General features: G+C 63.1%; 6 protein-coding genes. 2 read left to right on the plus strand and 4 right to left on the minus strand.

Annotated elements, in window-relative coordinates; all coding sequences use genetic code 11:
- Nucleotides 1–21: 21 nt before the first annotated feature.
- The gene (locus I6F24_RS13850) at nucleotides 22–2,253 is read right to left on the minus strand and encodes an adenylate/guanylate cyclase domain-containing protein (RefSeq protein WP_225149312.1); all 2,232 of its coding nucleotides are present in this window, start codon (nucleotides 2,251–2,253) and stop codon (nucleotides 22–24) included.
- 142 nt (nucleotides 2,254–2,395) lie between these two features.
- The gene (locus tag I6F24_RS13855; RefSeq protein ID WP_225149313.1) at nucleotides 2,396–7,768 is read right to left on the minus strand and encodes a VCBS domain-containing protein; all 5,373 of its coding nucleotides are present in this window, start codon (nucleotides 7,766–7,768) and stop codon (nucleotides 2,396–2,398) included.
- Nucleotides 7,769–8,425: 657 nt separating this feature from the next.
- Between I6F24_RS13855 and I6F24_RS13860 the strand changes: the two genes are divergently transcribed.
- Nucleotides 8,426–9,157, plus strand: coding sequence for a transglutaminase-like cysteine peptidase (locus I6F24_RS13860; protein WP_036021290.1), 732 nt, complete (start codon nucleotides 8,426–8,428; stop codon nucleotides 9,155–9,157).
- Between the two features lie 177 nt (nucleotides 9,158–9,334).
- Nucleotides 9,335–10,450, plus strand: coding sequence for a lysozyme inhibitor LprI family protein (locus I6F24_RS13865; RefSeq protein WP_225149314.1), 1,116 nt, complete (start codon nucleotides 9,335–9,337; stop codon nucleotides 10,448–10,450).
- 188 nt (nucleotides 10,451–10,638) lie between these two features.
- Here I6F24_RS13865 and I6F24_RS13870 read toward each other — a convergent pair whose 3' ends face one another.
- Nucleotides 10,639–11,838: an ABC transporter substrate-binding protein gene (locus tag I6F24_RS13870; RefSeq protein WP_035997612.1), complete on the minus strand. Its 1,200-nt coding sequence runs from the start codon at nucleotides 11,836–11,838 to the stop codon at nucleotides 10,639–10,641.
- A gap of 81 nt (nucleotides 11,839–11,919) precedes the next feature.
- Nucleotides 11,920–13,758, minus strand: coding sequence for an AMP-dependent synthetase/ligase (locus tag I6F24_RS13875; RefSeq protein WP_225149315.1), 1,839 nt, complete (start codon nucleotides 13,756–13,758; stop codon nucleotides 11,920–11,922).
- Between the last annotated feature and the right edge of the window lie 76 nt (nucleotides 13,759–13,834).

Below are 13,834 nucleotides of genomic sequence, written 5' to 3' on the forward strand. Positions count from 1 at the left end.
CACGAGCGGTGACCGTGACGACTACTTGGTCAGCAGGGCATAGGCGCCGGTCCAGCCCTCCGGCGGCGGATCGATCTGGAAATCCTTGATCCGCGCCTCGTAAAGCCTGAACAGCTTCTCCAGCGTGTCGGCGTCCTCGCTCTTGCGGCCGCGCTCGATGGCATCCAGGGCGCCCTGCCAGTCGCGGCTGCGGTAGCAGCCGAGCATCTCGATGGTGATGTTGCGCAGGCGCTGGAACGCGGCCGAATGCATCACGTCCTCGCGGCCGGCGATGGCGTAGATCACTTCCGGCTCGGTCTTGCCCTTGACCATGATGAAGTCGAGCTCGAGGATCGCGAATTTCTCCTTGGCAGCGAGTGCCGTGCGCGAGCCCACGATGATCGGAAATCCGTATGCCTTCGACTGGCCCTCGAGGCGCGAGGCCAGGTTCACGCTGTCGCCGAGCACCGAATAGTTCTTCTTCAGGTCGGACCCCATGTTGCCGACCACGCCGATGCCGGTGTTGAGACCGATGCCGACATTGAGCGGGATATAGACGTGGCCGCCGTCGGCGGCCTCCTGCTCGCGCTCCTTGTTGACCTCGTCGATCTGCTCGAGCATCTGGATCGCGGCTTCGCAGGCGTTGATCTCGTGCTCGGCGTCGTCGAGCGGCGCGTTCCAGAACGCCATGATGGCGTCGCCCATGTACTTGTCGATATAGCCCTTGCGGTCGATGATGACGTCGGTCAGCGGCGTCAGGAAGCGGTTCATCAGCTCGATCAGCCCCTGCGGATCGTGCTTGTAGCTCTCGGAGATCGTGGTGAAGCCGCGCACGTCGGAGAACATGATCGTCATCTCGCGTTCCTCGCCGCCGAGCACGAGCTTTTCCGGCGACTGCGCCAGCTGCTCGACCAGCACAGGCGACATGTATTGCGCGAATTGCCCGCGGATCTGCACGCGCTGACGCTGCTCGCGCACGAAGCTCGCAAAGATCAGCGTCAGGTAGACTGCGGTCGTCGACAGCAGCGGATAGGTGAAGTCGATGAGATAGCGGTGCTGCGTGTAGGAGAACCAGGACACGCCGATCAGGATGGCCGCGAAGGCCGCGCCCACCAGCACGAGGCGGACGGGGCCGAGATTCGGCGTGAAGATGATGACGAGCAGGCCGATGATCAGCGCCGCGATCAGCTCGACGCCCAGGGCATAGTTCGGCTGCGAGATCACCGCGCGGCTCAGCACGCCCTCCAGCACCTGGGCATGGATCTCGACACCCGGCATGGCCCGGGACACCGGCGTGGTCTTGATGTCGTTCAAGCCGCCCGCGGAAGTGCCGACCAGCACCAGCTTGCCGGCAAACCTCGTGGGCGGCACCGCATTGTCGAGCACGTCGACCGCGGAGACGTAGATCGAAGGATCCCGGCGGGCATAGTGCACCCAGAGCTGACCGTTCTTGTCGGTCGGAACCTCCAAACCCTTGAGGCGGATCGACTTGATGCCCGTCTTATCGGTACGGACCAGCAGGGTCGGCGTGCCCGTGACGACGCGCAGGATCTCGAGGCTGAGCGAGGGCATGATGTTGCCCTGGGCGCGCATGATCATCGGCACGCGGCGGATCAATCCGTCACGCTCGGTCCGGATCGAGAACAGGCCGCGGCCGGCCGCGGCCCTCTCGATGACCGGCACGTTGCGGAGCAAGCCGGGGAATTCGAACAGGAAACGCTCGGCCCCGTCCTCCCCCACCGTTGCAACCCCCGTGAACGGCAGCGACTTGTCGAGCTCGGACAAGACCTCCGGAAGCCCGGTCTCGCCCAGCACGACGTGCGAGCGCTTGATCGCGTCGGCGAGGATCTGATCGTTGCTCGGCAGCTCACGCAGCTTGGCGCGGGTCGCGTCGTCGAGATAGCGCATCTGGCTCGCGACCTGCTCCGGGTTGAGCCGGTCGGGTTCGGAGAAGACCATGTCGAAGCCGATCGCCACCGCGCCGTTGTTGGTGAGGTTCTGGACCATGTCGGCGATGCGCGTGCGCGGCCACGGCCACTGTCCGAGTCTGGTGAGGCTCTTGTCGTCGATATCGACGATGACGACCGGCCGCGCCGCCTTCTCGCGCGGATCGATCAATTGAAACATGTCGAAGGTGCGCAGCCGCAATTCCTGGATCGGCGGCGGATCCCACAGGCGCGCGCCCGCGAACAAGACCAGCAGCGCAAGGCAGATCAGTCGCGCAAGGCCGAACTTCTGCGCAAACCACCGCCGCAGGATTTTGAAACGCTTCATGCCAGTCAGACTTCCTGACCCAGATCATGCCGGGCGCACCGATCATGAAGCGTCGGCGTGCGATTGGCTATTCCCCGAGTGCTGAGGATTATGGATTTTTTGCCGCGGTCGAGGTGCAAACCGGAAGCGCCGCCTGCTTCCACTAGCCGACGTGAGTGCCGAAGATGAAATCGCTGGACTGGAGATTCGCGACGGCGACACCCTTGAGCAGGATCGTCTCGTGGCTATCCAGCGTAAGCAACGTGCCGCCATCCTGCGCGGCGGTCGGGGCAAGGTCGTTCAAGGAGCTGATGCCGCTGAACTGCCGCAGGTCGAGCTTGTCGAGGCCGTACTCGAAATCATTCACGGTGTGCTGAACCGAATCCTGCGACGAGGCCGGTGCGAATACGAACTGATCCTTGGCACTGCCGCCGATCAGCGTATCACTCGACTCGGTCGCGAAAATGACGTCCTTGCCGGCGGTACCTTGCAGGGTCATGCCCTGGCTCTCGGCTCCTTCGACGAAGATGAAGTTCACCGTGTCCGAGCGGCCCGCCGAATCGGCAACGGTCAGCGTGATCTGATCGGTGGCGGGCAGTCCCGCCTCGGGATCAGCGCCGGTCGGCTCGTAGACGATGCCCGCGCCTTGCGCGAGGGCGGTGTTGATCTGCTCGAGCGTGCCGGTCGTCGGATAAACACTTGCGAGGCTGACGTCCGGATTCGCGGTCGACAGCGTGACCGTGAAAGTGTCCGTCGCAGCGCCGGGATCGGCGTCCATGACGACGAGGTCGGTAATGATCTCGTTGCTGTTCTCGGTGATATGCTCGACCTGGAAGCTCTCGGTGTTGATGACCGGGCCCGCACCGTCGTCCGCACCGGTCACGTTCACCTTGAGCGTTGCCGTTTCGGTCGCACCATGGATATCCGTGGTCTGGACCGTGAACGTATCGACATACGATCCGTCCGCCAACGCATTGATCGCAGCATCATTCGGAACGTAGCTGTAGCTGCCGTTGGAATTGACCGTCAGCGAGCCGTAGAGTCCCGCGACCGTCGTGGCCGCCTGGTGATCTGAATTGAGGACGGCATAGGTCAGCGTCGCCGTCTCACCGCTGTCGGCGTCGGTCCCCGCCAGTTGCCCGGTGAGATTGGAGAAGGTGTCGTCGTCAGCGGTGTCCGTGAGCGGGCCGATGTGGAGATCGGACAGCGTCGGTGCGTCGTTCGTGCCGGTGATGTTGATGGTCACGACCGCGCTAGTTCCAAAGCCCTGAGCATCCGACGGAACGATGGTGTATTGCAGCGATAGCGTCTGACCGGCGGCGAGGAAGTCGAAGGCCTGGCCGGCCGAGTTGAATTGCCAGGTAAACTGGGCGTGGGTCGCCGTGCCGTTGAGAATGTCGCCGGACGGCACGGTCAGATAGTTCAGGAGATCGGCATGCGACAGCCCGCCGACGCTGCCCGTTTGCAACACGTTGTCGAGCTTAACCTGCACCGCATCGACCGATACCGTGACGTGATCGGTCGCGTCGACGTCGGAGACCGCCAGCATGCCATGCGAGAGCTGGCCGCCATTGGTCTCCGTCAGATCGGCAAATGCGCCGCCCGGCCCGGAGGTCCCGCTGGCCCAATCCGCATCACCTTCAATGGCGAGGCTCTTGGTTGGGTTGACCGTGTTGGAGGCCGTGCTCCCGCTGCCGTCGCCAAGCGTATAATAGGCGGCCAGATTGGCCTCGTTGCCGGTGAGCGCGGTGAAGTCGTACGACTGGATTTGCGCCTGCGTGAGTGCGGTGGTCCAGACGCTGACATCGGCGATCGAGCCGGTGAAGCCTTGCGTACCGAAGCCCGGAGCGTACCTGCCGCTCGCCGCTCCGATCATCATGTAGGACGGCTCCTGAGCGCCAGCGATCGCGTTGACGCCGCCACTGTGGGAATAGACGGCGTTGCCATCGACATAAAGCGTGAAGATGCCGTCGTCACGCGTCAAGGCGAGGTTATGCCATTGCCCCGCAGTAAGCGCGAAGCCGGTATCCTGGATCTCGACGCCGCCCTCGAGAATCGCGATCTCCAGCTTGCCGCTGATGACAGTGCCCATGAGGCCGAAACCGGTGGTCGAGGTATTGCCATTGTAGAACAAGACCTGGCTGGCGGAGGCAGCGTCTCCGTTCCAGTTCACCCAGCCGTCCAGCGTCACGTCGTCGGTGGCGACGGTCGGTACGTCGCCGACCGCGATGGTCGCACCGTCGAAGTTCATGTAGTCGGACGTCACATAGGAGACGGTCGGCGCATCGTTGGTGCCGGTGATGGTGACGGTGACGTCTTGCGTGACAGTCGCGTTGTGATTGTCCTTGAAGGTGACGGTGTAGACCTGAGTTATGGTCTGCCCTTCCGCCAGCGACTGCAGCACGGGATCGTTGTTGTCGAGCGTGAAGTGCCAGTCGAGCGTCGCGCCGGTGCTGGTGTCGGCGTTGGATTCGGACACCGCTCCGATGGAGAAGGTGCCGATATTCGTGCTGTCGTCCTCGAATCCCGGCAGAGCCGAACTGACGGACGATGACTTGAACTGCACCTGCGCCGTATGGGTGTCGATCAGGTCAACGTCCTGGATCGCCAGCGTACCGCTGGTCGTCAGCGAGGCGCCGTCATCCTCGGTAACCGCACCCGTTGCCGCCTCGGGATCGCTCGTGATCGTCGGCGCGTCGTTGGCGCCGTTGATCGTGACAGTGACGTCCTGGGAGACCTGCGCACCGTGATCGTCAGTAAAGGTGACGGTGTAGACCTGGGTGATGGTCTGGCCATGCGCCAGCGATTGCAGCACCGCATTGTCGTTGTCGAGGCTGAAGTGCCAGCCCAGCGTCGCGCTGTTGTCGGTATCGGTGTTGAACTCCGCGACCTCGCAATCGATCGTGAAGGTGCCGAGCGGCGCATTACCATCGAAGCCCGGCAGATGCGCGTTCGACGTCGCCGACTTGAACGCGGCCTGCGCGGTGTGGGTGTCGATCAGATCGAGATCCTGAATCGCGAGCGTGCCCTCGATCGACAGCGTCGCGCAGGCATCCTCGGTGACGCTGCCCTTTGCAGCGTCTGCATCACTCGTGATGGTCGGCGTGTCATTGGTGCCGGTGATGGTGACCGTGACGTCCCGGGTGACGGTGCCACCGTGATGGTCGCCGACGGTCACGGTGTAGACTTGGGTGATGGTCTGGCCTTCGGCCAGCGACTGCAGCACCGGATCGTTATCGTTGAGCGTGAAGGTCCAACCCACTGATCCGCGCGTGCTGACACCCGGACTCTCGCTCACCGCGGTCAGCGCGAAGGTCCCGATATGCGAGGTGCCGCTGCCGAAGCCGGGCAGATGCGCGTTCGACGTCGTCGACTTCAGGACGTAACTGGCAGTGTGCGTATCCGTGAGATCGGGGTCGTTGAAGGCGACGGTGCCGTTCGCCGTCAGGGTTGCCGCCGTATCCTCTGTCACTTCTCCGGTGGGCGTCGTCGAGTCCTCGACGATCGTCGGCACGTCGTTGGTGCCCTCGACATTGACGTCCGCACCGTCGATGGACACGGTGATCGGCGTGCTGACGACGCCGCCGTGCCCGTCATCGACCTGCACCACATAGTTGAGGATCAGCTTCTCGTCCTCGGCCAGGAAGTCGAAGAGATGGTCGGGAACGCTGTAGGTCCAGGTGGCCGTGCCGTTGTTGCTGTTTCCGGCACCCTGAACCACGGTCAGCGGCACTTTGACGGCAGCGATCGCCGCGAGTTGCTCCGGCGTCAGGGATGCGGTGATATCGTTGCCTTCGGCATCGAGATATTTGAACGGCTCGACGGACGAGAGCGCCGCGCTCACGATCGGCCGGTCCGTCAGATCGACGTCGGTGAAGGTGACCGTGCCCGTGATGATGTCCAGCGCCTCGTTGCCGGTCCCGACCTGTTCGACGACGGTGCCGCCTGACGTCGCAACGGTAGGCTTGTCGTTCGTTCCCGTGATCGTGATGGTGATCGGGATGAACCTGGACTCGGGGTTCACCGTGAAATTGGTGTCGACGCGGACCATGTAGGTCAGCGTCAGGGTTTCGCCGGCCGCGAGGAAGTCGAAAACGTGGTCGGGGATCGTGTAGGTCCAGACCGCCGAGCCGTTGTTGTTGTTGGCGGGGTCGGGGACGACGCTGATCTGGATCTGCGTCGCCGCGATGCCCTGCTTCTGGAGCTCCGAGAGGGAGCCGGTGACGTCGTTCTGGCCCGCAGTTTTGTAGACGTAGTTCGGCGCCTCGGCGAGGCTGATGCTCACCGTCGGCCGGTCGCCGAGGTTCTGATCGACGAACCTGATCACGCCGGAAATCGTGTCGGCGCGCGTGTCGCCGGTCGTGTCCGCACGCTCCGTCAACGCGAACGCCGTCTTCACGTTGCCGCTCGCGTCGAAGCTCTGCGCGATCGGCTGGCCGGGAATGCGTACGATGAGCGGCGTGGAGGTGGTGGGCGTCTCCGATCCCTGCGGATTGAGATTGACGAATGTTGCGGTGGCGCTAGGGCCGGACGACGATTTGAGCAACACCTCATAGCCGAACGGCGTGATCGTATCGGTGTAGTTCGTGGTCAGCTTGGTGTTGGTGTTGTTGTCGGTAAACTTCAGCGTGAACACGTCCGTGATCAGCTTCTGCACCTCCGGCGACATCAGTGCATTGGTGATCGAGACGTTGCCGCCGCTGATCTGGATCATCTGGCCGGCCTGGTTGACCGTCGCGATCGGCAGCAGCGTGACCTTGTCGAACAGGATGTAGGAGCCGGTCGTGCCGTTCGGCTCGACCAGCACCTGGAAGCTCGCCTGCGGCTGCGGATCGCCGCCGCCGGCGGGAACGACGAAGTTGATCTGGGTCAGCACCGCCGTGCCGCGGATGCCCATGGTGGCGACCGGCGTGTCGACCTTCATGTCGCCGCGCTTGGCGGTTTCGCCGGCGACGAAGGTGATGGTGCCCGCGACCAAGCTGAGCAGCGAGGAATTGTTCGACCCGTTGGGGTCGTAGACCATCTCGTTCAGCACCATCCGCGCGTTGGAGGACAGGCCGAACACGGTGCCGTCAATGAAGGTGATGCCGAGCGTCGAGTCGGCGCCGGTCGAGACCACGTCGCCCTTCTCGACGTTGTCGCCATTGTTCAGGATGACCGAGACGCCGTTGCGGATCGCGGTCGCGCTTCCCACGAGCTTGGTGACGTGACCGATGACCTGGCCCGCACCGGCACCGGGCGCGGCCTGGGCAACCTGGACATGGCCGGTGAGGGCGTTGACGACGTCGCCGCTGAGGTGGGCGCCGTCGGGCGAAGCGAGCGCGGCGCGCTTGTCGCCCCTGAAATAATCGTGAACGACGAACTCATGACCGTCGTGGGACAGCACAAGGTCGAGCCCGGCACGCTTGAACTCGCCGTTGAAGATCAGATTGGGGTCGGGAACGACGAACGCGCCGTCGGGCGCGTGACCGTTCGCCTTTGCGGTAAAAGAATCGATATTTGCCCCGACGGGCGAGCGGGAACCCTGGCCGTCCAAAGAAATCGCGCCGTCAAATTGGCCAGCGTAATTCAACCGGGCACCGTAAAAAGGGTTAAAATTTAAGTAAGTATCGACCGCCTAAGCTTGCATAGCATTAGCAAGTCCTTAGCGATACCATCTATTGCTTGTGTGATTTCGCATCACTTGGCCCCGGGAGGCCCCACGGCGTGGCGCCGCGACAGAGGAGTGAAAGTAATTCCTCAAATATTCGTATGTCGAATTCAGCCTGTTTCCACGCATTTCCAGTCATCCAAAGTAACCTGCTGTATAGTTACGAAGCAGATACTTTCATCATCTTTCCTTCGCGAGCTCCCGCAGCATCCTGCGGCAAATACCGAGTTAAATCTGTGACCTATCTAACAGAACCCCATGAAATGGGGGTTGTTAGCCATAGGACCCAGATTCGGCACTGCCACAACCTGTGTCTGCAATTGGCTCCATTTCGCGGCAACGCGACACCTCCCTAGCCGGCGAATCGTAAAATTTTACGCAATTTCGGTAGGCCCATTTCAGCCTGTCACCCGGTTTTGGAACCCCTGCCGGGCGCGTTAAGCAGAACAAAACGGCCCGTCTCGCACTATCTCCGCGAAAGCAACAAAGCCCGGCACGTCGAGATCGAGGGGGATCTCGTGAAGCCTGGGAAGGGGATGTCAGATGGAGACCGCTGCTCGCTCGCGCGCCTGGCGCGCAATCCTTGTCATGTGCGGCTTGATCCTGCTCGGATCGGCCGCCGAGCTTCGCGCCGGCACGCTGCTGTCGCCCGGCGCCGGCGTCCTAGTGCGCAAATCCGCCGAACCGTTCGGCGTGTTCGCCTTCGCCATCTCGTCCGGTAGCCTGCAGCAGAGATGGTCCGTGCTGAAGGACAAGCTCGACGACGACATGGTGCAGCTCGCGCTGTGTGACGGCGACCGGGACAATTGCGCTTCACCGGCAGCGCTCGAGCTGCTCGCCATAGTCGACCACGCCCGCGCCCGCGACGGTCGCGCGCGGCTCGGCGAGGTCAACCGCGCCATCAATCTCGCCATCCATGCCGCCAATGATGGCACCGACGACGTCTGGAGCTCGCCGCTTTCGACCTTCGCGCGCGGGACCGGCGATTGCGAGGACTATGCCATCGCCAAGCTGGCCGCGTTGCGGCTGGCGGGAATTGCCTCTGAGGACCTCCGCATCGTTGTGGTGCGAGACGTCAGGGCCGGCGAGGCGCACGCAATTGCCGCGGCAAAGCTCGACGGGCAATGGCTGATGCTGGACAATCGCCGCATGGCGATGGTCAAGGATGACGCGACGCGGAGCTATCAGCCACTGTTCGTGCTCCACCAGTCGGCCGTGCTGAAATATGTCGACGAGCCGGTGCAGGTCTCGATGGCGGCCGCCGAGGCACGTTGATTGTTCGTAGCTGGATAGAGCGCAGCAAAATCCGGGACTCTTACCACTCGCACCGGCCCCGGATTAATCTTGCACTCCATCCGGGCTACAGACCTTCCACTGCTCGTCCCCACAAACCCATTTCACCGCGCAAGACCAGACGCTAGCATGGCGCCTTCCGTGCGGGGGCGACTTGGAATGCGATTCATCGTGCTGTCTGTGCTTGCGCTGCTGGCATTGCCGGCGGTGCCCGCGTCCGCGCAATCCGACCGCGCGATCGCCGACAGGCTGCCGCTGTTTGCCAGGAACAACTGCCAGCCGATTCGCGACCCCGGCAACCAATTGTTCTGCGGTGATGCCGCGCTTGCCGCCGCCGCCGAGAAGCTGAGCATCGCGATCGAGGAGCGGCTCGCCCGCCTGCCGGATCGCCTGCCCGCTATCGAGGAGAATGCGATCTGGGTCCGCCAACGCAACCTCAGCTGCGGCATCGTCGGCCAGACCGCGATCCGCCCCGACCAATTCGAGACCGTCAAGGCGTGCCTGCTCAAGGTCACCGAGGAGCGCGCCGCGATCGTTCGCGATCCGGATTTCGACTGCCTTGCGGCCAACACTGCTGCGGGCGCGGTGATCTGCGCAGACCCCTCGCTGACGCTTGCCGAAACCGAGCTCAACGGCCAGGTGCTCGGCCTGATCGGCAAATTGGACCCGACTGCGGCACGCTTTGCCTTCGCCGAATATGGACGGTGGACGCGCGAGCGCGACCGCAAATGCAATCTGGTCGGCAAGGAGAACGTGCCGCTGCAGGAGCTGGAATCCGCGGAGGACTGTCTCGCCGACCATTTGAAGCGCAAGACAGATGAAATCCGCGCCGCGAAGGGCGATCCCAAAAAAGTGTTCGGCCGGCAGGTCGCGGCCCGCATTCCCGACGCCGACGCCGTCGATTTCTGCGCCGCGCGGATTCATGCGGCCAATTCCTGCGGCAACTTCCTGCGCATCAACCGCGTCTATGCGCTCGACAGCCAGGTGACCGACCAGGAGGCACAGGTCACGGGCGAAATCGAAATGGCCGTGCTCGCTCCCTTCACCGTGTGCAGCAGGATCGCCTCCATCTGCACCGGCACCTGCTGGGACGCCACGACGGGTCGGCCGCAGCAGGGAGCCGGCAACAAGACGCGCCCAGCAGACGTCTTCAACGTCACGCGCCGGCTGAGGGTCCAGCGAAGCTTCGCCTTCGTCAAAGCCGCCGACGGCTGGCGCTGCCGGGAAGACGAGCTCGCCCCGGTGAATTCGGGCACCGCGGGCGGAGGATCGTAGGGTTCTCTCTTCCTTCTCCCCTTGTGGGAGAAGGTCGCGCGCGCAAGCGCGCGGGATGAGGGGTTCTCTCCGCACGCAAGACCGTGCGTGAAGGATAGAGACCCCTCACCCGGCTCGCCGCTTCGCGGCGATCCACCCTCTCCCACAAGGGGAGAGGGTGCACTGAGCTCGACGCAAGAGAGCCCGCATCAGAACATCAGATTGTCCTTCACCAGCACCCAGCGGCCGCCCTTGACCTGCTGCACCTGGGTGATGGTGTTGGCGAGGTGGTCGGTCTTGGAGAACTTGGTGGGGGGCGAGTTGAAGATGTCGAGGAATTTCTCGCCCGACTCGAGCGCATCGAGCATCTTCTGCCCGGTGAGATCCTTGCCGGCCTTGTTGGCATAGAACGCAAAAGTCATCATGGCATTGTAGCCGATGATGGCTTGCGTGTTGGCGTCGGCGTTGAACATCTTCTTGTAGTTGACGAGCCAATCCTTCACCTTGCCCTTGGCGGTGTCCTCATAAGGAATCTCGAAGCCACTGGCAGCATAGAGACCCTCGACGGCGTCCTTACCCAGCGCAGGAACCTCCATCACGTTCGTGGGGGTGGCCCCGAGGAAGGTGACGTCCCAGCCGAGCTTCTTGGCTTCGGTCATCGCCCCAATGGTCTCGCGCAGCACGGTGCCGAGCACGACGAGGTCGCAGCCATCTGACTTCATCTTGGCGATCTGCGCGCTGAAATCGGAGGCGCCGCGCTTGTAGCTCGTGATCGAGGCCGGCTGCGCCTTCATGGCAGTGAGCTGCTGATTGAAGCCATCGAGCACGTTCTTACCGTACTCGTCGTCCTGATGCATGATGCAGGGCTTCTTGAAGCCCTTCCACTCGATCATGTATTTCACCGCAGCCCGCGTGCTCTCGACATAGGGCAGCAAATTGTTGAACTTCAGGCGCTCCTGCGGCTTGGCCGGATCGAACTTGAAGGTGAATTCGGCCGCCGTCAGCGGGAACAGCTGCAGGACACCGGCATCGAACAGGATGTCTTGCGCGGCGAGCACCGTCGGTGATCCCATCGGCCCCACCATCGCGAAGATCTTGTCGCGCTCGATCAGCTTTTGCGATGCCAGCACGGCCTTCTTCGGATCGTAGCCGCTGTCCTCGACGACCAGCCGGATCTTGCGGCCGTGAATTCCGCCGGCCGCATTGATCTCCTCGGCCGCCATCTTCATGCCGTTCGCGACCGGAACGCCCCACCCCTTGATCGGGCCTGACAGGTCCTGGTGAGTGCCGATGACGATCTCGGTTGCCGAGATGCCCTCGTTGGTGACCTTGGTTTGCGCTGCGGCCGGCAGACAGGTGAGCACCACGGCACCCACAGCAAGGCCGAATGCGCTGAACGATTTCGACATTGACGTCTCCTCTCCTAAAGGCCCGTATTGCACGAAGGGCGGGGCCACAGCTCCTTCGCTTTCTCGAAATGGACCGGCTCGTCACGCCACCGCACGCTCGCGATACATCGCCTCGATCTCGGCGGCGTAGCGCTTGTTCACGAAGCCGCGCTTCAGCTTCATGGTCGGCGTCAGCTCCTCGTCCTCGGGCGTGAGCTGGCGCTCGATCAGGTAGAACCTCTTGATGGTCTCGACGCGGGCAAAATTGCCGTTGACATGCTCGATCTCGCGCCCGATCAGGTCCTGGATCTCCCTCGCCCGGCACAGGCTGGCATAATTGGTGAAGGGGATGTCGTGATCCTGGGCGAACTTCTCAACATTCTCCTGGTCGATCATCACGAGGCAGGTGAGATAGGGCCGCTTGTCGCCGATCACGACCGCGTCGGAGATGTAGGGCGAGAACTTGAGCTGGTTCTCGATCTCGGACGGCGTGATGTTCTTGCCGCCCGAGGTGATGATGATGTCCTTCATCCGGTCGGTGATGCGCACGAAGCCCTCATTGTCGATGGTGCCGACGTCACCGGTGTGCAGCCAGCCGCGGGAATCGATCGTCTCTGCGGTCTTCTCCGGCTGGTTCAGATAGCCCATGAACAGGAAGTCGCCCTTGATCAGGATCTCGCCGGCGGGCGACAGCGCGACCTCGCCCCAGGGCACCGCGGTGCCGACCGAGCCGAGCTTGATCTTGTCCGCGGGCATCATGGTTGCGACCCCGCAATTCTCGGTCTGACCGTAGACCTCGTGCATGTCGATGCCGAGCGCCAGATACCAGCGGATCAGCTCCGGTGCGATCGGGGCTGCGCCGGTGAACGCGATGCGGCAGCGGTCGAGTCCGATCATGCGGCGGATGTTGCGGAACGCGACCAGGTAGGCGATGCGGTTGGCGATGCGCAGCGATAGCGGCGGCGCCCTGCCCTCGAGCCGGCAATCGACCATGCGGTAGCCGATGCCGATGGCGCGGCGATAGACCCATTGCTGCAGCGGCGTTGCATCCTTCAGCGCGATGGTGATGGCGGAATAGAATTTTTCCCAGACGCGCGGCACCGCCAGAAAGGCGGTTGGCTGCACCTCGCGCAGATTGTCAGGCACGGTTTCCGGGCTCTCGGCAAAATTCATCACCGAGCCGAGCGCGACGGAGATGTAATATCCGCCGATACGCTCTGCGACGTGGCAGAGCGGCAGGAAGACCAGCCGGTTCTCGTCCTCTCGCGCAGGTATGAAGTCGTTGGCGTGTCGCATCTGGTGGGTGACGCTGCGATTGGCGTGCATCGCGCCTTTCGGCGGGCCGGTCGTGCCGGACGTATAGACGAGGACCGCGAGATCGTCGGCGCTGCGGCTGTCGATCATCTCCTGCCACAGCGCTTCGCGGCTGACCATGTGGTTGCGGCCGAGCGCGCGAAACTCGTCCAGCGACATCACCATGTCGTCGGAGAAACCGCTGAGGCCCTCCATGTCGAACACGATGATCTTCTGCAAGCTGGGGCACCGCGCGCGGCAGGTGAGAATCTTGTCGAGCTGCTCCTCGTCCTCGGCGAAGATCACCTTCGTGGCGGAATCGTTGACGAGATATTCGACCTGGGACGAAGAATCTGTCGGATAGATTCCGCTGGAGACGCCGCCGGCGCACAATATGCCCATGTCGGCATAAACCCATTCGGGCACGGCATTGGCGATGATGGAGGCGACCTCGCCGGGCATGAAGCCGACGGCGCGGAGCGCGTAGGCGATCTCTTTGGAGATCTCCAGCCATTCTCGCCAGCTCGTCGGCTGCCAGATGCCGAACTTCTTCTCGCGGATCGCCGGCCTGTCGCCCCGCGTCTCGGCGGCGCGCAAGAAGCTCTTCGCGATCGTATCAGCGACCGTCAGCACCGCCGGTCGGGCCATGCGCCTCTCCTCCTTGTCGCCTTCCCTCCGCTGCCTGCCTTGCCGGCCGGTCTTTGCTCAACGTTGGGCAAGCTCA

This window comes from Bradyrhizobium sp. BRP23, from assembly GCF_020194135.1.
GTDB classification, from domain to species: Bacteria; Pseudomonadota; Alphaproteobacteria; order Rhizobiales; family Xanthobacteraceae; genus Bradyrhizobium; species Bradyrhizobium yuanmingense.

Bases quoted from the DNA above. Each gene is read 5' to 3' on its own strand.
- I6F24_RS13850 (WP_225149312.1), bottom strand. From the start codon at position 2,253: ATGAAGCGTTTCAAAATCCTGCGGCGGTGGTTTGCGCAGAAGTTCGGC.
- I6F24_RS13860 (WP_036021290.1), top strand. From the start codon at position 8,426: ATGGAGACCGCTGCTCGCTCGCGCGCCTGGCGCGCAATCCTTGTCATG.
- I6F24_RS13865 (WP_225149314.1), top strand. From the start codon at position 9,335: ATGCGATTCATCGTGCTGTCTGTGCTTGCGCTGCTGGCATTGCCGGCG.
- I6F24_RS13870 (WP_035997612.1), bottom strand. From the start codon at position 11,838: ATGTCGAAATCGTTCAGCGCATTCGGCCTTGCTGTGGGTGCCGTGGTG.
- I6F24_RS13875 (WP_225149315.1), bottom strand. From the start codon at position 13,758: ATGGCCCGACCGGCGGTGCTGACGGTCGCTGATACGATCGCGAAGAGC.